This window comes from Clostridium sp. MCC353 (assembly GCF_018785315.1).
Lineage (GTDB): Bacteria > Bacillota > Clostridia > Lachnospirales > Lachnospiraceae > CHH4-2.
The window spans coordinates 1-20,504 of sequence record NZ_WQPN01000074.1 but is presented as its reverse complement, the minus strand read 5'-3'; the positions used below and the strand labels follow the sequence as shown (position 1 = coordinate 20,504).

Here is a 20,504-nt window from a genome sequence, read left to right as displayed (position 1 = left end):
GTACGCCTTTTGCTCTGGTTTTCACTCATTTTATTTCAGTCCAGTCAGCCTTTAACCGAGCCGGCGCTCAGCCCTCCAACCAGATATTTTTGGATGTAAGCGAACAATGCCACCGGTATGCTGAGTGCGATCATGCTGCCCGCCGCCAGATTGCCGAAATTCACGTCAAATTCGCTGATCATATATTTTAAAGCTACCGGTATTGTGAAATACGCCTGTTTCTGGATAAAGGAAAAGGACACCAAAAACTCATTCCAGCAGTGGACAAAAGCCATTGCGCTGCCTGCCACAATGCCAGGCACCAAAAGAGGCATGACGATTTTCAGCATACAATCCCCCCTGCTGCAGCCATCAACCTTGGCCGCCTCCTCTATTTCCAGAGGAATCCCGTCGATAAACCCTTTCATCAAAATCGAGGTAAATGCGATGTTGTTGACGATATAGAAAATAATCACCGATGTTCTCGTATTGACCAAATTGATCCCTTTAAATATGACGAACAGGGGGATGATCAGCATGGACACCGGCAGAAGCTGGGTGCACAAAAGAATCACAGTGGTCAGCTTTTTCCCTTTAAAATTGAACCGGCTCAGGGCATATCCGTTGCAGATGGACAAAAACATAATTCCTAAAACCGAGATCACGGAGATCATCAGGCTGTTGCCAAAATACGTCTGTATCTTGCTCTGGGTCCACACATTGACGTAATTTTCAAATACCACCGGATTGGGGAAGATGCGGACATCCTCTCCCCTGATCTGTCCGGTAGTTTTTACTGAAGTGAATAATGCCCAAACCAGCGGAAAGACGATGAATATGACAGCAGCCCCAAGCGGTATATACAGGGTCAGAACCCGTTTCCAGGTAAACCGTTCCTTTCTCTCTTCCATCAGTCCACTTCACCTCCAAACCTGCTGGCCTTCATATAAACTGCTGCAAATACCAGCAGCGTCAGGAACACAACCACTCCGATGGCGGATCCATAGCCGTAATTTCCGCTTATCACAGATGTTTTCATCATATAAATCGACAGGGTGGTGGTCATTCTTACCGGCCCTCCTCCTGTAAGCGTATACAGCATATCAACCGAATTAAATTCCCAGATAAACCGCAGCATGGTGGTCAGCACGACGGTCTGTTTCAGATAAGGCAGGGTAATAAAACGGAATTTCTGCCATGATCCCGCCCCGTCTATCTCACAGGATTCATAAATTTCCCGGGGCACATTCTGCAGGGCCGCCAGTATATTGATGGTGAAAAATGGAATCCCCCTCCACAATTCGGCCAGCGCCACGGAAGGGAACACCAGGTTCACGTCATTGAGCCAGGAGGGAAGCGCCGGTAACGGAACTCCCGCCTTTTGCAGCAAAAGGTTAAAGAGCCCCACGTTCTGGTCGAATATCATCAGCCAGAGCATGGTGGTTAAAACTCCGGATACTGCCCACGGCACCAATGCCAGAGAACGGATGATCCCCCGTCCTCTAAACTTCCTGTTGAGAAGAAGGCCCAGGATCACGCCGAAAAACAACTGCAGCCCCACCTCAGTGATCACCCATTTCAGGGTAAATCCGATGGCAGGCAGGAAATTTTTATCATTTAAAAATAGCTTTTTAAAGTTTTCCAGCCCTATATAGCCCTGTTTTGCAAAATTATTATAATCATAGTTTTGAATGCTCAGATGAAATACCTGTAGTATGGGAAACAGCATGAAACCCACGATTAAGATCATAGAGGGAGCAATCAACATATATGGGAAAACCTGCTCCATCTGTAATTTTTGTTTTTTTCTATGCATTGAAATCCTCCATGCCGGAGCGTTTTTACAAAAATTTGTGGCTCCGGCACAAATTTGGGTGTGGTTTCTGGATTTATTTCATCAGTTCGTCATAATCTTCCTGCAAAAGCCTGGCCCACTCATCCAAGAATTCCTGGGCGGTGGTCATACCTAACATCACTTCCTGCATAGCCGGCTGTGCGTAATCATTTCGGATTGTAGTATAGTTAGGAAGATAAGCGGGGGTATGAGTCATCACCGTATTGGCATCATTGATATAGTCGGACGCCACCTTCATATAAGGGCTTTCCTGGATCCATGCCTGTGACTGGGCATCGGAAGGGGCTGGGATCTGGCCCGTCAGTTTGGCGTATCCGCCGGCTATTTCAGGGCTTTCCAGGTATTCGATCACCTTCCAGGCAGCTTCCTTATTCTTGCTGCTTTCCGTTATCATATATCCGTTCAGGGTTGCGTCAGGCACTGTGATCTTGCCGGTATAGGTGCTGGCCGGGTAAGGACATGCCGCAACTTTTGTCTGATCTCCTTCAAATGCATCCAGATTCGCCTGCCCTGAACCAGTGTTATGTACCAGCATGGCCGCTTTTCCGGACTGGAACTGGGAACTCATCTCCGTCCAGCTCTTATTTAAGTCGTCCGCTGAGCTGAATTTCTTGTATCCGCCTAAATATTTCTCCACAAATTCTACATTTTTCGGATCATTGAGGGTGCAGACGCCGTCCACAAAATACTCCGTGATGCCGGAATAGGAATACATCAGTTTCTCCAAAGCCTCTGCTCCGCCAGAACCTCCCCGGATGATATAACCGAAGATTCCCTCATCCGCTTTTGTGGTCTTCTCCGCAATATTGAAGAAATCGTCCCATGTCTTATAAGCTTCCAATCCGGCTTCTTCTATATAATCCGGTCTTGTGTAAATCATCTGAATATTCATGGGGCCCGGTACCGCATACAGATTCCCGTTGACATAGTCGGCCACACGGAACGCATCCGTATATTTTTCATCAATCCGGTCCTTTAATTCCGAATTGGCGTACATCTCGTCCAGCCTGGCTGGGATCCCCCGGGTAATATACCCGGCTGTCAGCGTTCCCTGAATGATATCAGGCGCCTCATTTCCTGCCAAAGCCATATCCACCTTCTGGTTGAACTGGGCCACATCCCCCGGAACCCCCAGGTATTCTACTGTAATATCCGGATTCTGCTCATGGAATTTCTCAAATATCTCTTCCATAAATGCATTTCTCTCTTCCGAAGCGGCTGCCATCCAAAAACTCACCGTAACCGGCTCGCCCGATGCGGCTTCCCCTGATGCCTTCTCCTGTACCGCCTTTTCCTCTGCCCCGGTTTCTCCCTGTGCCGTGGTCTCTCCTGACACAGGCTGTGAAACCGCCTGTTCCTTCGTCTGTGCAGCCGTCTGGCTGTCCTTTCCGCCGTTTCCACATCCTGCAAGTGATGCGGCCATTACTGCTGTCAGAGTGATCGCAGCGCTCCTCTTTAAAAATCTCTTTTTCATAAATACCTCCAACCATACATTCCTGTTTTCCAATTGTTAACGGTTACTTTTTATCCGGATATATTTGCCAGAACTTACCTAACATTGATTGCCCATAAGTTCTGGACCTTATACTGGAATTATACAGTTTTTTTCATAAATTCCTATTTAAAAAGACGACACGAACCTTCAAAAAGCAGAGAATTCCCGTTTTCTGCCTGTAAATCCCCCAAAAAACATTGTATATTGTAATCAAACGAAATGAAACGCCATATGGAAAGGAAAAATTATCATGAACAGTTTTTATGATGTAACGGAATACGGTATCAACCCGGGCAGCGGCGAAAACCTGACAGCTCCCATAAACCGCCTGATTGAAAAAATCCACATTCAGGGAGGCGGAACCATCTGTTTTCCCGCCGGTGAATATCTGACCGGCTCCGTCCGGCTTCTCAGCAACATCACCCTCTATCTGTCGGAAGGGGCCGTACTTTTGGGAAGCGGATGTTATGACGATTATCCCATGATCACCCCATCTGTAATCCCCGGCTGGGGAATGGATACCCACTCCGGCCTGATCTGTGCATATCAGGCGGAGAATATCGCCATACGGGGCCGGGGCCTTATCAACGGGCAGGGCTGGCACTGGTGGCACAAGAAATTTGACGACAGGCCCCGCTGTGTGGAATTCATCGGCTGCAGCCGCATATTGATCGAAGACATCAAGATCGTAAACTCCCCCATGTGGACCATACACCCGGTTCACAGCGACATCATCACCATTGATAATGTAACAATACAAAACCCTGTGGATTCACCCAACACAGACGGCATTAACCCGGAAAGCTGCCGCAGCGTACATATCAGCAACTGCCACATCAGCGTAGGGGACGACTGTATCGCAATCAAATCCGGCAGGGAATTTGATACCTATATGAAGGAGTGGGCCTGCGAGAATATAACCATCACCAACTGCACCATGGCAGACGGCCACGGCGGCGTGGTCATCGGCAGTGAGATGTCGGGAGGCGTGAGAAATGTAACCGTCAATAACTGTGTCTTCCAAAACACCGACCGCGGCTTCCGCATCAAAACAAGAAGGCTGCGGGGAGGCGTGGTAGAAAACATACGGGTCAACAACATCATCATGGAGCACGTCTTCTGCCCCCTGATTGTCAACTGCTTCTATCCCTGCGCCACCCTCCCCGGCGACGAAGAATACTGCTCTTCCAAGGAAAAGCAGCCGGTCACCCCGGCCACTCCTGTATTCAGAAACCTGTATTTTTCCGATCTGGTTGTCCAGGACGCCACCTCGGCAGCCGGCTTTATAAGCGGCCTTCCTGAAATGCCCATAGATGGCCTCTATATTGACAACATGACCGTAACCATGGCTCCTTCCCCACAGACGCCCCAGGAACCGGCCATGACCTATGAACGCAAAAAGATGGCTGGGGAGGGAATGATAATCGAATATGCGGATCATGTGGTTTTGACAAATGTGACGGTCAGAAGTGAAAAAGAGGAACACTTTTCCGTTCAGAATTGCAATGATGTGATCATACGGTAATTTTTTACAGAACTAATTATCTGCCGAATGTTTTTGAATGTATCCCCTTGTTATACTCAGAATATCATAATTGAGGGACAATCAGCGATGTTCTCTTGGGGCACCATTAATCAAACGCTGAAAGCCCAAACTGCCAATGCTGAATCAATAGTCTGGGCTTTTTCAGTTTTAAATTTTCTGTAAGAGCACCTTATCAGGAAGATATAAACTATATTCTGAGACATATTTATCTAAGATAAAATAAGAAATTATACGATATTAAACACTTTGTCTCATTCCAAGAAACAAAAAAAAGACTGCCGCCCTGCCAAAATCTCTTCGGCAGGCCCAGCAGCCCTTCAAAATCACTTTTCTATTTACTCTTCTACTACAAACACATCTTTACCCAATCCACAAATCGGGCAGACCCAGTCGTCCGGAATATCCTCAAATGCAGTTCCCGGTGCGATTCCGCCGTCCGGATCACCTACTTCAGGATCATATACATAACCACATGGTTCACAAACATATTTCTTCATATTTTAAATACCTCCTGTTATCTACATTTCATATCTTGCTTTGATGTTTATACTATAACAGAAACATCCCGATTAATCTGTTGCATTTGCAACAAATTGTTAATTTATTATAACAATTCAGACGGCTGGAAAATTGGTTAAGAAAGCAGCGTCAAGCTCGCTTGTAAGCAGCTTTCTTAACCAGTTTTCCCATCGGATGGATATCCGATGCTTCTTGACCGGTCTTTTTCGGTCAAGAAGATGAGCGGTCTGAACTATTACAATTTACTATAATTTTTTTATCATCACCTATTATCTGCCTTTTCCCTGTTTTTATACTCCTGCGCCCGTTTTGCGTCAACGCAGCCCTGATTTCCGGTATTTTTTCTTTGGTGTGGCGGTATCCTGCGTCCATGCAGGCCCGCATTTTATCAAAAGTAAGCAGGCCCGCGCCTTCCGGCAGTTCCGGATTTAACAAATAAATTTCACCTCTGGACATGCAGTCCTTTAAGCCGGTGCTCATAATGGAAAATGAATGGGACACCACCTCCGTTATGGTATCTTCATGAGGCATGGTATAATCAACACCAAGATCCACTCCAACCACTCTGGCTTCTCCGGCTGCCCGCAGAAGATCCACAGGCAGATTATTGGTCACACCTCCGTCCACCAGACAGTAATTTCCTATCTTTTTCGGCCGGAATACTCCCGGTACGCTGCAGCTGGCCATGATGATATCACAGAGCCTTCCTTCAAATTCCCACTTCACATGTTCCCTGGACGACGACGCCGGGCTGTTTGTATAAGCAATGGTCATCCCGCTGCATAAATCCACAGCCGGGATCACCAGTTTCATTTTGATATCCCTGATGCTGCACCGGTTTGTCAGGCAGGAAAAGTATTCCGTCAGGCTTCTTCCTCCGATCAGGCCCTTTAAACCGGCTTTTCTGTGAAACAGCAGTTGAGGAATAAATGTGAGAATGCCTATGTAATCCGGATCCAGCAGATACCACCCGTATTTTTCCATATCTTCTATGATTTCTTCCAGTTCACCGGCGCTCATCCCAAATGCAAATAAACCGGCAGCAATGCTTCCCGCACTGGTACCGGCTATGGATGTTGGCAGCAGATTTTCCTCTTCTAACGCTTTTAACACGCCTGCATGGGCAGCTCCCCTGGTTCCGCCCCCTGCAAGCGCAAGTCCATATTCCAGCATGCGCACCTCCATATCCGCAGACATTTAAAACTTCCCATTCCGGGCTGCGCTCACTGATACGAGGATGACTATGCTGCAAAACAGGGCCCGCAGGCGGCGGAATGAATTTTTAAACACACTTCAATGTATGCGGAAACCAAAAGCCCTATGTATGTATCTTTACCTGCCCGCCCTGAAACGCATTAAAACGTACTCTAAGACACTTCAAATTCATATCTTAAAATTGTCTGATAAATTTCCTCTTCCGACCTGCACCGTTCCAGCTCACGGATCAGAGGCGTGGTCTTCACCATGCGGACCAGGGTGACCACCGCAGGAATATGCTCTTTGGAATCCCTGCTTGCCAGGAAAAATACCACCCGAACGGATTTATCCCCGAACTGTACCGGATGCTTATTGACCAGCAGGCTTATGCCCGTCCGGCGAATCCCTTCATTTCCCTTGCCATGCAGCAGGGCAAATGCACCGTCAGACACCGCATAAAAACCCTGTTCTTCTATGAAATCGATGGTATTCTGTACATAACTTTCCTCTATAAATGACCGGTCCTGCAGCAGCCTGCCGCTTTGGATCACCGCCTGCCGCCAGCTCAGCTTTAAATCCACCAGGCGGATGCAGTCGAATTTCAGGAAATTGGTGAAATTCTTCGAACGGTTGACCGATTTTACCGTCTGATAGCCTAACTCTTTCTCAATCACTTCCATAACCCGTCTGCGGTTAGTTTCATCCAGAAATGTCAGCTTTTCTTCTATAGAATAGTAACTGGACAGGATCATTTTTCTGGGAATTCCCAGTTTATCCAGAGCAGCCCGGTCTTCCAGCTGCAATATCGGATTTAACAGGATGCAGGGCTTCGGCAGTTTATTGTTGAGCTTGACCGTGGTCAGGACATAATCAATAGCCGCCCAATCCGGATAAGACGTGATCTTATAAAGCGGAATTGTATCGATGATATGAAGCTGGTATTCACTGAGCAGCGATTCCTTCAGCATGGTGGTAGTGCCGTACCCATGGCCGCAGACCAGAAGCACCCGTTTATAAGGCGCCCCCTTCATCCGCTTAATGCTGGCCATAAAACAAATGGTCAAATACACCAGTTCATCCTCGCTGGTGATCTCACAGAGAACGTCCAGTTCCTTACAGACCTTAGCCAGCACCCCATACAGCTTTTTTTCTTCCTCCCCCATCAACTGCATCATGTTGTCCCGGATGTCGATGTGGTTTTCAATTCTCTGAAGCAGAGGGACCATATGGTTTAACAGCCCTTCCAGCAAAGTCTTGTCCTTGTCCAAAGGCATATCCAGTTCCTTGGACATTCCAGATATCAGGGAAAATGTGACCGATTCCGCGCGGAGCAGATCCACATTTCCATTTAAACCTGCAAATTTGTTGGTAAAATCGAATAATTTGGCCATGAGGCGGATGTTATTTTCCCCAACCGGCATTCCCAGAATCTGTTCCAGCTTTTCAGAGAACCTGTCGAATTTATCCTTGTCATATTCCGTTTCCACAGGAAGATCCAGCGGATATTCTTTATTGTGGATGATAAACCAGATGACTGCCATGATATTGGACATATACCAGGAATAGGATGCCTGGGTCAGGGTACATTTCAGTTCCTCCAAAAGGGCATTTACCGCCAAAACCACATTGGGAATTGAGATCCCCTCAAATGCCTTGTGGATGATGTGTATGCAGTAAAACTCATAAGAGTTATAATTGGTAAACGGGTTGATCAGATAATTGATATACTTTTTAAATTCCTGGTTCAGCAGGCTGGTTCTCTTCTTCCTTGGCCCGGCCAGATAAAAATGATCCGAGTACTCAATGCTCAGCCCTTCTTTTTTCAGCTCCTCTTCCAGCGCCGCCATGTCATTTTTAATGGTGGATCTGGACACTTTAAAAAGCTCACTGAGCTGGTTAATCTTTAAATCTTCATTTCTCATCATCAGAATGAGAAGCAGAATGGAAATCCGCTCCTTACCGGTATAGACCACTTCCGATTCCTCTTCCAGCATGCTGATATCCAAATCCTTTGGATAAACCAGCACCCCCTTAGATCCTTTTTCAATGACCGGAAGCTTCTCCAATGACAGCGCGTCATTGATCCGGTCAACATCGTACCGGATGCTGCGTTCCGACATCTTCAGTGCCGCTGCCGCCTCTTTATAAGTCGTCTTCTGACTGATGCTCAAATACCTTACAACACTAAGCATTCTTCCACTAAACATAAAATTCCGCCATCCCGTTCTGTTCTAAAATAAGTTTCTCCCATTCACGCCTAAAAACACGATAGAAAGAGGAGAATGCTCCCCATCTCCTCTTTCCTAAATACTCCCCTTATTCCATATGTTCCTTACTGAAATGTATCCTGGATCTTCTTCATCACAGCATCCGATTTTTTAATTAAATCAGAAACTCCCATTTTTAAAACTTTTTTACCCTTAAAGCGGTCCAGCCCTTCCAATGCCACGTCATTTACCAAAACCACGCAGACAGCCTCTTCAATGTCCTTTGGGTTGAGCTGGTTCTCAACTCCCGCCCCTCCCTGGGTCTCAATCTTCACGTCAATTCCAAGCTTCTGTCCGGAAAGCTTCAATGCCTCCGCTGCCATATAAGTATGTGCCACTCCTGATGGGCAAGATGTAATTCCTACTACTTTCATATTTTTTCTCCTTCCGCCTTCTTAGGCTGATTAAATTTATAATTCATCAAATGTGATTTCATCCAATCCGTCATCTCCGGTATCCACTTTTTCAGTGGAATCATCCGTGTTGTTCTTCTTTAATAAGTTTACCATAACTGCTGTCACTAATCCACCGGCTAAGACGGAAATTATGTACCAGATACGTCCTTCCACTACCGGCAGAACGATGAGGCCGCCCCAAGGCGCGTGATTCAGCACTCCCGTGAGAAATGGGATGATATTTCCCACAACCGCACCCACGATCAGGGAAGGGATAACGCGCAGCGGATCATTTGCCGCAAACGGAATCGCTCCTTCTGTAATGCCCACACATCCCATAAGGATTGCAGCTTTACCCGCTTCTTTTTCTTCCGCGTTGTATTTTTTAGGCGCTAATAAGGTTGCGATTCCCATACCGATAGGAGGAGTACAGATTGCTACGCCTACACCGCCCATTAAGTAAGGAAGGGTATCCACCTGTGTCTGTGCAAATAAGGTCGCTACTTTATTGATCGGGCCGCCCATGTCAAATGCCGTCATAGCGCCCAGAATGGAAGCCAGCGGAACCTTGCCCACATCGCCCAGTCCCGATAACCATGCGGTCAGAGACTGCATAATAAATGCGATCGGAGTGCCGATCCCCCACACGATGATGCCGCCTGTAATAAATGTTCCAACCAATGGATAGATGAAAATGGAACCCAGTGTTTTCAGTGAAATCGGAAGCTGAATCTTCTTTAACTGTTTAACCACCACACCGGCAATCAGACCTGCAGCCATGCCGCCAAGGAATCCCGCTCCCATGCTGTTTGCCAGATAAGCTCCAATCATACCGGGAGCCAGGCCGGGTTTATCGGCTATGGAATAAGCGATATAACCTCCCAGAACCGGAACGAACAGCGTCAGTCCGCCAAGACCAATCTGCGCCAGGCCGGCCAGCCAGCCTTCCGTAGGAGTAGCAGCTCCTGCCGGGTTCAGCATAACGGAAATGGAGAACAAAATACCGCCTGCTACGATAAATGGAATCATATGGGATGTACCCGTCAATATATGTTTTTTAAGTATCCTGATCTGTTCCTTCATGTCTCCTAACCCTCCAATACTTCCACAAGAATTTCATAAACCTTTTCTTTGGTACTGTTTCTCAGCGATTCCCTGAAATCCTCATGCATCAGTTTTCTGGAAAGGTTCGCTAAAATCTTCATATGAGTGTCCCCCGCTTCCTTTGCCGGAACCGCGATGAGGATCACCAGGTCCGCTGTCTCGCCGCTCTCTTCATTCCAGACAACCGGTTTCACCGTTCTTCCAAAGCAGACCGAAGCCTCCAGCACATGGTCTGTCTTTCCATGAGGCAGGCCCATTTCAAAGCCTACGTAAGTCGGTGCGACGGCCTCCCTCGCCAGCACATCTTCAAAAAATGTCTCTTCATCCGTAATCTTTCCGGCCACATGAAGTTCCTTTACAAGAGCTTTAATTACATCTTTTTTCTCAGCCGCGTCAATATCAAATACAATACAGTTTTTACTTATTAATTGATTCATACCTTACCTCCAATTTATTCTACCATTTATTTTCCAGCCTATTTCTTACCAAGCGCTTTGGTATCTCTCGTTCTTACATGTCTTATCATAATCTTCCGGCGGCATTTTGAACAGATAGAACATTTGCAAAAAATTTTTACACAAATTTGCAGCCGTAAAAATTTCCAATAAATGCCCGCAGTCACGGTAAGAAATAACAAATAAGGACCCGTGTACAGGATGGGGGAAATAAAACAGCGGAGGTTTGAAATCGATAAATTGATTTTCAAACCTCCGCTGTCTCCGGCTTATCTGTGAATTCCCGGAACCGTTCTGCTCCGGTTGGCTGTTCCAGTTCACCATTCCGGTTCACTTTCCCAAACAAAATTTTCCTTCGTCATATCACCCAGCATATCGTCTATATCCATACGGTACCTGTGATCCGGACGGTTTCTCTCCCACAACTGATATGCCCTGCTTTTTTTCACTTCTTTTCCATCCACCGCTTCTCCACGGCAGTAATCGTAATAGACTTTTGCATACAGCTCTGTCATGGCATCCCTGTGCTCATCCGGCAGATGTTCCAATTCCCGGTTCACCTTCCCGGCCATCACTTCCTTTAAAAACCTGCGGCTGTAGTCATCAAAATGAAGCAGGTTTTCATCCACTTCCCCCTCCTGGCGTCCGGCCCAGGCTTCCACATCCACGGTTTTCACATGATAGCTGAGGCTTCCATCCTCCGCCCACTTCATCACGCCGTACTGGCACGGGGGCATGGCAAAGGAGGTATTGATGATTTCGCTGATTCCATACGCCCCATCGTCCGCTCCCGGCTCCGGTTTATGCTTTTTTATTCTCTGCAAATGCATATGGCCGCTTAAAAACACCGGAACCCCGTTATCCTCTAAAAGCTCCACCACATCCAGATTATCATCCATTTTACACTCTGTGGTATACAACCGGCTCTGATCCAGGATATTGTGATGGGCAACCGGAACCACCCGGATTGCCTGCTCTTTCGCCGCATCAAACTGGTCCTGCATCCACAAAAGAGTTTCCGGCTTAATCCTTCCTGTCACCAGGTTTTTCGGTTCATACTGACAGGAATCCAGCATCATCAGCCAGTTTTTATCATCCAGTTCCCATATGTAGCTCAGAGAATTTTTATCCCTGCTCAATGCCTCTTCGTAACCGTAATCTTTGTAGATTTCCACAAACTCTTCCGGCCCTGTATCCTCCGCGTCTTCCGCTTTTTTTCCAATATAAGATTTGGCGTTCTTCGTATTAATATCATGGTTTCCGGGAATCAAAACCACATCGATTCCAGCTTCCTCCACTCGTTTCAGCTTTTGGGCCAGCTGAATATGGCTCTCTTTTTCCCCATAAAAGGTCAGGTCACCGCCAAGCACCAGCGCAGAAGGCTCCGCCTCAATCACCTCATCCAGAAATGCTTCAATCACCGGTGAAACATAAGGGATGATCTTACCATCATCAGCCGCAACCCGTTTCTGAAATGCCTCTCCATCATCAAATAGAGAATCCGCCAGCAGATGCAGATCACTTGCAAATATAATTTCCGGCGGGCCTTTTGGCTCTTCCACCACTGATTCCGGTTCTGTCTTCTCCGTTATCCACCACTTGTTTTTCCCGGCCGGAACCGTTTCCTGTAAAGCCGGCGTCTCCGCTCCATCAGAAGGCGTTGCCTCCCCTGTCTCTTCTTCCGTCTCTTCCCCGGCATCGGAGGGTGTCGCCCTCTCAGTTTCAGCCGTTTCCACCGTTTCTTCAACCAAAATCGGAAGTTCCGGCCCTGCCAGCTTAGATACAAGACAGACAATTCCAATACATCCCGCCAACAGAAAAATATAGATGAGAAGAGTTAAAATTCTATGTAATTTCATATTTTTCCTTCAATCCAATACGTTTCAGCACTCACTCTCTGCCTTTCCAATTTAAATTCCAAGGTATAATCTTAACATACAACAATGGGTTAGTCAAAAAATATGGCGGGTATAAAACTTAATATTTTTTAAAGATTTTCGGAATACTCTTTACGGTTCAAAGGATCCCCTCTATCCTTATTCCTTCTGCCGTTCTAACAGCTCATAATTCAGCAAAATCATTTATCCTCTTTTTCCCGGCCATTCCGGCTGGCAAAGTCCCCACATTTTACCCCATCAGAAAGCGATGTGATGCCTATGAAAACCGCCTGATTTTCTCCCTTACCCCTTGAAGCAAAACTTAATATCCACTATAATAAAAGGAGAAACCTATGAATCAAACGACAAAAATGAAGCCGCTGCAAGATTTAACGCTGTTGGATCGTTTTCTATTTTCCGTTGCGATGGAAGATTCCGCGATCTTTGAAAGTGTTTTGGAAATTATTCTGGGAGAAGATATACACCTTTTGAACTCTGTCCAGACAGAAAAAGAACTCCGCACCTCTCCCCTGCTCCGTTCTATCCGCATGGATGTATACTCGATGGACGAAAAAACAAGAATCTATAACATGGAAGCCCAGAAAAAGAACACAGGCAATCTGCCAAAACGAAGCCGGTATTACCAGGCTCTGTTGGACAGCAATCTATTGGAGCCGGGAAGTGTGGACTTTAACCGTCTCAATCCCTGTTATCTCATCATGATAACACCCTTCGATTTGTTCGGCCTCAGCCGTTATCGCTACACGTTCCAAATGAGCTGCCTGGAACACCCTTCACTTTTACTGGAAGACGGTTCTGTAAGGATCTTTCTGAATACTCATGGCACAGACCCGGAAAATAACACCCCTGAACTGATCGACCTGTTAAACTACATGGAACATACCAACCAGCAGTGCATCAAAGATACCACCAGCAGCAAAATCAAAGAGCTTCATAAGAGAATCTGCACAATTAAATCAAATGAAGAGATTGGAGTGAGATATATGCAGGCTTGGGAAGAAAAAGTAATGGAGCGGGAAGAATGGCAAGAAGAAGGTGCACAAATAGAATCCACTCGTTACAGCCAACTGATCTTAAACCTGGCCAGGGATGGCAAAAATGAATTGATAATCCAGGCCGCTGCCGACCCGGAACTTCTAAAAAAACTATATCAGGAGTATCAGCTTTAATAAAATTTTGTATTCAGGTACACACCCATGAATCATCGAAAAGCGGTGTAAACCGCCGGCAAACGGACAGGGTTCCTCCGGAAACCGTATTAGCAGCTTGATTCTCAGAGGCAAAAAGAGGCGGGCACACACTGAATTCCGTATCAGTGTATGCCCGCCTCTTTCATCTCTGGATATCTGGAATCACCTATGGTTGGAAACCGGTATCTGCCCTCTTGTCAGCCGCTCACCCCGATTTCCGATGTTTCCGGCGTTATCCCCGCCAATAAGTTAAATCAGCCGATTCACACAAACCGCCCCATAAGGCCTGATGCTCATCCGGTATACATTCCCCTCTCCAAGGGCCTTTTCCATATAAGCCACATACTCATCCACAATTTCATTTGGCAGCATAGCCATAATAACTCCCGCAAAACCGCCTCCATGGACTCTGCAGGCCCCCGCCTGTTTCTCTGCGATGAACAATTCCGTCAGCGCCAGGGCAACGGTAATTCCCTGTTCCTGATAATTGCTGTTGGTAAAGCAGTTCTGCAGCCACTTCCAGGAAGAATTTCCGGACGCGGTTATATTTCTAAGGAAATCGTCAAAACGTTCTTCCTTTAACGCCGCTACTTCTGCTTCAACCCGTTTGTTTTCCTCGAAGAAATGAAGAGCACGTAAAACAGAACGATCACCTGCATATTCACGCACCTTCTGAAGATTTTCAATAACATCCTGTTCCGATATTTCCGAACAATATTCTTTTCCAAAGTACTCAGCCACCTTTTTCATCTCAATAGGTACAGAAGAATAATCTTCACTCAAATCCGCATGGCCTTTTCCTGTATTCACAATAATGAGACTGTAATTGTGGGAACTGAAGTCAAATTCGATCTTTTCCACCACAGGTACTAAAGGCTCCATAAAGTCAATGGTAATCAAACCGCCCACCGCACAGGCCATCTGGTCTAAAAGGCCTGAAGCCTTATTCCAGTATTTATTTTCCGCATATTTTCCAATATGGGCATAGGCAACGGTGTCGATTCTTCCCTCATTGAAAAATTCATTAACCATGGAACAGACAAGCATCTCAAATGCCGCCGAAGAGCTGACCCCGGCTGAACTGATCACATTGCTGGTGATGTAGGCGTCAAACCCGCCGATTTCATAACCGCTGTCCTTAAACCCGGCCAGCAGCCCCTTAACCAGATCAATAGTTCCTGCCATCTTCTCGCTGGGTTCTAAATGATTTAAATCAATGGTAAAACTCTGATTGAACGTCTCACTGACCACATTAACCTTTGAAGAATGATTCTTAGCGGCCACACCCACGCAGTCCAGATTGATGCTTCCGGCCAAAACCTTTCCATGGTTATGGTCCGTATGGTTTCCGCTGATCTCCGTCCGGCCCGGTGAACTGAATAAAAGCATGTCCTTAGAGGCAAATGTCTTTGTAAACTTATGTACCAGTTCTTCATAACGGGCTAAATTCTCCCCGGCCTTCATTTCTCCGTATAATTCCGCCATCAAAGCCTTTGCCCGGTCTCCCTGCAATAACTGGATCAACTCATTCTCTTTCATGTTAGATTCTCCTTTTCCCAGAATGCCAATTACGTCTGACTCAAGTCATTGACAAAATTATATCACAGCCGGTCTTATGAGGACAATATAATATTCTCCTAAATTGATACAAATTTTAATCATTCATCATGATTCACAGACTGCCGCCTGCATACAGGCGCTGACCGGCTGTATACAAACGGCAGATGGAAAAAAATTACAATCGTTTCGTTTTTCATTAGGATTTCTTAATCAATTTTATTTTTTATTTATACCGTAGTCAAACTTTCGCCACAATTTACAGGTATACTTGTAAATGTAATAAGGAAGCCAATCCTTTTCAATTATATAAGTTCCGGCGTATTACATCAGACCCCCGCCGGAACCCCCTTATCTTCATAGAAGATAAACTTTTTCATACTCAGCCCGCAAGGTCCCCCACCTTGCGGGCCCTCCTTATGTTCAGGCCTTTTCTTTAACCGGTATGAATTTTGCCCGGTTCATCAACGGGTGCTGCAGTTTGATGGCTCCTTTGCTGGGGCAGGCCATCACACAGCTTCCGCAGTAATAACACTCTCCCGGATAAACTACAATCGGATGTTTTCCCTTTTCAGGGTTGGGCAGAAAGATGTCTACCTGGCAGACATTTGCACACTGGTTGCATCCTATGCAGAGGCTGTCGTCAAATATAACAGGCCGGGCGCTGCATGGAACCACCGAAGCTTCAAATTCTTTCATCCTGCTTTCCCCCTTTCCCTATATAGTCCTGATTTCTCTTTTCATATTCCGTTTCCACGTCTCCAAAATACCCAAGGGGCACCCGTCCCCGCACCGGTTTCCCGTCTTCCATGCGGATGGTATAAAAACAGCGGTCACCTTCCGGATCTTCCTGCGGGAAATCGCTTCTTTGGAAACAAAGGGGTTTGGAACTGGATTCCCGGAACAGACAGGCCTGTAATATCATCTTAGACACTTCCAGGATATCCATCACCTCATGAGCCCTCATCAGTTCATGGGGATTCTTACAGGAAATCTGAGGCACAATCTCTTCCTCATAGCTTTTCAGCACATCCAGCCCCTCTTTAAGAAGTTCTCTGCACTTGACTTCCCCACAATAATTCTGCATCGCCTTGGCAATGGCCATGTTCAGTTCTCTCCACTCCAGGCCATCTTCCACATAGAGGGGAGCATAAAGCCGGGCTTTCTCTTTCTCAATGTCCTCTCTGTCCGCTTCAGTCAGTTCCATCCCTTCAATGGCGTCTGCCGCCTTTCTTCCCGCATAATATCCCGTAGCTGCGGCAAATCCACAGCAGTCGGATGCAAAAAGCTGGTCGCCCGCCGCATAGATTCCATCAATATTGGTCTTCAAATCCCAGTCGTGCATAATGCCGCCCGGAGCGCCGAACAGCTGCCGTTCCTGTCCTAAAAAGCTGGCGGACTGCCAGCCGGTGCCATAACTTTGAAGCATGTGTTTCACCGGATCAAATCCCCGTTCCGTGTAATTTTCAAGAATCGGAATCTTGGTCTTGCCTTCCTCTCCCACCATCATGCCCCAGATCACCTTGCGCTCCATTTCCGGCATCCTGCTCAAATCCGCGTAAAAGGGCAGTTTATATCCCCGTTTCATCAGCTCTGAAAATTCCAGGGTTTCAGGCCCCCGGTACTCGTATTTGGCCTCGTCAATCACTCCGCCCTTTAAGAAAAATTTCTGTCCCGGAGCCGGATAATACCGTTCCGACACAGTTGTCAGCTCATTTCCGTCCCGGTCCACATAAGGGATCTCCACTCCCCTGGCATCCACCATGGTGGCCGCATACCAGGTATTGTGGTTATTGCCCGCTCCATAAGGCGGAAAACTTCTTCCTGCGGCGGAAAACTCCCCTTTCACGGATTTTTCCATCATCGTAAACTCAATCCCGGCCCGGTATCCCATGGCATGGCCGCTTCCGATGCTCTGTGTCGGACGGAATTCACACAGTCCCACCAAATCCGGGTTAAACAGCCACACCCGTGCCGGACGGGACATGGTCAGTATGGTGGCCTTGGCCTGGAAAATCATAAATTTTCCGGTGCGGACATTCATTCCCATAGCGCCGATTCCCCGTTTTTTCCCCTCTTTCACCGCCGTTAAAAGCCCGGTGGCCTCCGTCCGGTCATACACTTTTACCCCCAGACGCAAAAGTTCTTTATAAAGAGCCGGTTTAAAGGTGCTCCCCCATACCCGCAGGGTAAAACGGTTTTTATAATCATAGGCGAACATCAGCTTCGTCTCGTCATCCCTGAATTCCGCCCCCTTAAATTCATCCTCCGTATCCCGGATCTTTCCGCCAAATGTCTCCATATCCAGCAGGCGGTCATACCCTTCCCTGCATTCAATGTAATGGGCGATCCCATTGCTGTAATAATCCTGTTCCTCGATATAGGCTTCTGCAATCTCTTTCGGCGTCACCTTCGAACATGGATTGGTGCAGGCCGATTCCCAATGGTCGAACCCGCTTCCCGCCGAACCGCTTCTCACAGTCGCGCCCTTTTCCACCAGAACAACGGATTTTCCCTTTCTGGCCGCCGCAATGGCCGCGTAACATCCTGCCAGTCCGCCGCCCAGCACCAGCACATCACTGCTCACAACCTCTTCCTGATCCACTTCATTGCCATAAGGCCATTTGTATGTACTCATTTCTTCTATTCAACTCCGCTCTTCTATTTTCTGATCTTGGCCCCTTTATCATTGAGACTGACTGCCACCAACACAACAGTGGATACCAGGTAGGCGATCATCAGCGCCAGATCCACATTGATAATCCCATATAAGGGTCCGGGAATCCCGATAAAAAATGATACCACACCTACGATGCCGCCCGCCACCGCAGACGCAAAAGCCCCTTTCCTCGTGGCGCCCTTCCAGAGCAGACCGCCCAAAAGAGGAATCAAAAGACTGCCCATATATGGATAATTGAAAATGATCATAGCATCCAGAATATCGGTCATCTTAAACGCGAACAAAATTCCCGCAATGCTTCCGCCAAATACGGCGATCTGCGAAATCATTTTCGCCTTTGGAAGTTCATCCAGGTTATCCACCTCAGGATGAAGGAATTTATTATATAAATCCCTGGAAAATGAAGCACCCAGCGAGAGGATTACGCAGTTTGCGCTGGACATAGCCGCTGAAAGTATGGCCGCAATCACAACACCCGCCAAAACAGGAGGCAGGACTCCCGTAGCCGCTATGGTGAAAATCCCGTCCGTAACGCCCGGGAACAGTTTCACTGCCGCAGCCCCTATGGTAGAACACAAGGTTCCGATGATGATTACGATGATACCGCCGCCGATACAGCCTCTGGTAGCCGTTTTAGCGTCTTTTGCAGACTGTATCCTGGCATAAGCGTCATAGGACACTGAGATGGACAGGAAAAACGGCAGAACCAGATAGATGAATTTGGTAAACATCCCGGATGGTATAAACGGCGTGGCATAGATTTCCCCAATGCTTCCCCCCGCCTGCACATACTGGATCAAAGTTGCAATCGCCAAAATCGGTATTCCGATCACAATTATGCTGGTCTGGATGACATCGGTAAGCACAACTCCCCACATCCCACCAATGGTACAGTAGATCAGAATAACCACCGCGGTGATCACCACGCCCCATTGAAATGGAATGCCGAACCCGGCCAAAATCCCGCCGCAGGCCAGAAGCTGGGCGATAAAAATGCCCAGCAAACTTGGTACATTGCTCATCCACGCCCAAAAACGGATGCCTTTGCTGTCCCCATACCGCTGCGCAAAGAAATCCAGAGGCACATACCCTTCCTGTTCCCTCAATTTTCTTGTGGTTAAAAGCCCGGCTAAGATGAGACCGCCTCCGCAGCCGATGGAATAATAGATCCCCGGCCAGATTCCCATATTATAGCCATTGGTGGCGCTGCTCAGCACAATTCCAACCCCAATCTGTACTGCTGCCAATGTGATGGCTGTCATAACACTGTTCAGTTTCCTGCCCGCCACTAAAAAATCTGATGCCTTTTTATTCTTTCTGCCGGCATAGATACCCGTACCTATCATGGATAACAGATAGATCACACAGACGGTCACAATAATCGTATTGCTGCTCATAAAAAATCCCTCCTAAAGTTTTTATAATTTTACCATTTAACGCGTTAAATTGCAATAGACATTTTGCAAAATGCATAATGCACAATACACAATACAATCCTCTTGATCCCCAATTTGGGGTATGTTACAATAAACACAGTCAAATTTACATTTATCTGAATGCAGCACCTAAAATTCGCTGAAGTGAGGGATTTCATGGCATTAAATAAAAGCACATTATCAGAACAGATTTATCAGATTTTAAGAGATGATATACTGAAACAAAATATCCGCTGCGGGGAAAAACTGACGCTGAAGCTTCTAATGGAGCGCTTCCAGGTCAGTTCCACACCGATCCGGGAAGCTCTGACCCGCCTTTCCCAGGATCATCTGGTCAGCTATTATTCCAATATCGGCGTCAATGTCATCGACCTGAAACCCAAAGATTTGAAAGAGATCTACCAGTTTATGGGGGATTTGGACGGTTTAGCCATCCGCTATGCTTCCTCTTATCCCCGTCAGGACGAAGTGGTGGAAGCGGTCAGACAGGTCATAGATCAAGCGGCAGACGCCGTAAAAGAAGGGGATACCGCTGGCTGGTGCCTTTATTCCGATCAATTTCATCTGGAATTTTATGCCTTCTGCCGGAATTCCCATCTGGCCGAATCGGCGGAACGGATGCGCAGCCAGCTCACTATTTTTTCCAATCAGTATGGAAAGAAAGAAGAGATACAGATGGAAATCCAGACAGAACATGAAGCTATTTTTCAAAAATATCTGGACGGAGATGTGGAGGCAGCGGTACAGATGATGAAGGTTCATTTGGAACATTCCCTAAAACATGCTCTGGATTTGATCTGACGCCGGGATTTATTTGAAGGGGATTTGCTTGGAGGGGATTTTTACATGAAGGGATTTGCTTGGAAGGGATTTTTACATGAAGGGTGAAGGCATTTTCGAAAATGCCTTCACCCTTCATGTAAAAATCCCT

At 46.9% G+C, this 20,504-nt stretch carries 17 protein-coding genes; 3 read left to right on the top strand and 14 right to left on the bottom strand.

Going from position 1 to position 20,504, the window contains the following annotated elements; all coding sequences use genetic code 11:
* Window positions 1-44 precede the first annotated feature (44 nt).
* The 3 genes from GPL15_RS14795 to GPL15_RS14785 all read right to left on the bottom strand — a co-directional run bounded on the left by GPL15_RS14795 (window position 45) and on the right by GPL15_RS14785 (window position 3,308).
* Entirely contained in the window at window positions 45-890 is an 846-nt protein-coding gene (locus tag GPL15_RS14795) for a carbohydrate ABC transporter permease (protein WP_215699455.1), read from the bottom strand.
* Window positions 890-1,795 carry a sugar ABC transporter permease gene (locus GPL15_RS14790; protein ID WP_215699454.1) on the bottom strand — a complete coding sequence of 302 codons (906 nt, stop codon included), beginning with the start codon at window positions 1,793-1,795 and terminating at the stop codon, window positions 890-892. Before GPL15_RS14790 ends, GPL15_RS14795 begins: the two co-directional genes overlap by 1 nt.
* 73 nt (window positions 1,796-1,868) lie before the next feature.
* Window positions 1,869-3,308 carry a sugar ABC transporter substrate-binding protein gene (locus GPL15_RS14785; protein ID WP_215699453.1) on the bottom strand — a complete coding sequence of 480 codons (1,440 nt, stop codon included), beginning with the start codon at window positions 3,306-3,308 and terminating at the stop codon, window positions 1,869-1,871.
* A gap of 271 nt (window positions 3,309-3,579) precedes the next feature.
* Here GPL15_RS14785 and GPL15_RS14780 point away from each other — a divergent pair, with 271 nt between their 5' ends.
* Window positions 3,580-4,854 (top strand): glycoside hydrolase family 28 protein, encoded by a 1,275-nt coding sequence (locus GPL15_RS14780; protein WP_215699452.1) that lies wholly within the window; start codon window positions 3,580-3,582, stop codon window positions 4,852-4,854.
* Window positions 4,855-5,210: 356 nt separating this feature from the next.
* Here the strand turns inward: GPL15_RS14780 and rd are convergent, their stop codons facing one another.
* From rd to GPL15_RS14745, 7 genes are all read right to left on the bottom strand, one after another.
* Window positions 5,211-5,372 (bottom strand): rubredoxin, encoded by a 162-nt coding sequence (rd, locus tag GPL15_RS14775; RefSeq protein ID WP_215699451.1) that lies wholly within the window; start codon window positions 5,370-5,372, stop codon window positions 5,211-5,213.
* Window positions 5,373-5,604: 232 nt separating this feature from the next.
* Window positions 5,605-6,591: a patatin-like phospholipase family protein gene (locus GPL15_RS14770; protein WP_346344984.1), complete on the bottom strand. Its 987-nt coding sequence runs from the start codon at window positions 6,589-6,591 to the stop codon at window positions 5,605-5,607.
* A gap of 170 nt (window positions 6,592-6,761) precedes the next feature.
* Window positions 6,762-8,798: a PTS sugar transporter subunit IIA gene (locus GPL15_RS14765; protein WP_215699450.1), complete on the bottom strand. Its 2,037-nt coding sequence runs from the start codon at window positions 8,796-8,798 to the stop codon at window positions 6,762-6,764.
* A 125-nt stretch (window positions 8,799-8,923) separates the two neighbouring features.
* Entirely contained in the window at window positions 8,924-9,232 is a 309-nt protein-coding gene (locus GPL15_RS14760; RefSeq protein WP_215699449.1) for a PTS fructose-like transporter subunit IIB, read from the bottom strand.
* A gap of 36 nt (window positions 9,233-9,268) precedes the next feature.
* The gene (locus tag GPL15_RS14755; protein WP_215699448.1) at window positions 9,269-10,336 is read right to left on the bottom strand and encodes a PTS fructose transporter subunit EIIC; all 1,068 of its coding nucleotides are present in this window, start codon (window positions 10,334-10,336) and stop codon (window positions 9,269-9,271) included.
* Between the two features lie 5 nt (window positions 10,337-10,341).
* Complete coding sequence (locus tag GPL15_RS14750; RefSeq protein WP_215699447.1) at window positions 10,342-10,794, bottom strand: fructose PTS transporter subunit IIA; 453 nt, start codon at window positions 10,792-10,794, stop codon at window positions 10,342-10,344.
* Between the two features lie 335 nt (window positions 10,795-11,129).
* The gene (locus GPL15_RS14745; protein WP_215699446.1) at window positions 11,130-12,671 is read right to left on the bottom strand and encodes a metallophosphoesterase; all 1,542 of its coding nucleotides are present in this window, start codon (window positions 12,669-12,671) and stop codon (window positions 11,130-11,132) included.
* A gap of 371 nt (window positions 12,672-13,042) precedes the next feature.
* Here GPL15_RS14745 and GPL15_RS14740 point away from each other — a divergent pair, with 371 nt between their 5' ends.
* The gene (locus tag GPL15_RS14740; RefSeq protein ID WP_215699445.1) at window positions 13,043-13,879 is read left to right on the top strand and encodes an Rpn family recombination-promoting nuclease/putative transposase; all 837 of its coding nucleotides are present in this window, start codon (window positions 13,043-13,045) and stop codon (window positions 13,877-13,879) included.
* A gap of 270 nt (window positions 13,880-14,149) precedes the next feature.
* Here GPL15_RS14740 and GPL15_RS14735 read toward each other — a convergent pair whose 3' ends face one another.
* The 4 genes from GPL15_RS14735 to GPL15_RS14720 form a co-directional block, all read right to left on the bottom strand.
* A complete protein-coding gene (locus tag GPL15_RS14735) occupies window positions 14,150-15,439 on the bottom strand; it encodes a galactokinase family protein (RefSeq protein WP_215699444.1) in 1,290 nt (429 codons plus the stop codon).
* Window positions 15,440-15,880: 441 nt separating this feature from the next.
* Window positions 15,881-16,156: a 4Fe-4S binding protein gene (locus GPL15_RS14730; RefSeq protein ID WP_215699443.1), complete on the bottom strand. Its 276-nt coding sequence runs from the start codon at window positions 16,154-16,156 to the stop codon at window positions 15,881-15,883.
* The gene (locus tag GPL15_RS14725) at window positions 16,143-18,095 is read right to left on the bottom strand and encodes an FAD-dependent oxidoreductase (RefSeq protein WP_215699442.1); all 1,953 of its coding nucleotides are present in this window, start codon (window positions 18,093-18,095) and stop codon (window positions 16,143-16,145) included. Before GPL15_RS14725 ends, GPL15_RS14730 begins: the two co-directional genes overlap by 14 nt.
* 23 nt (window positions 18,096-18,118) lie before the next feature.
* Window positions 18,119-19,534, bottom strand: coding sequence for a sodium:solute symporter family protein (locus tag GPL15_RS14720; protein ID WP_215699441.1), 1,416 nt, complete (start codon window positions 19,532-19,534; stop codon window positions 18,119-18,121).
* A 195-nt stretch (window positions 19,535-19,729) separates the two neighbouring features.
* Here GPL15_RS14720 and GPL15_RS14715 point away from each other — a divergent pair, with 195 nt between their 5' ends.
* Window positions 19,730-20,374: a GntR family transcriptional regulator gene (locus GPL15_RS14715; RefSeq protein WP_215699440.1), complete on the top strand. Its 645-nt coding sequence runs from the start codon at window positions 19,730-19,732 to the stop codon at window positions 20,372-20,374.
* The last annotated feature ends 130 nt before the right edge of the window (window positions 20,375-20,504 follow it).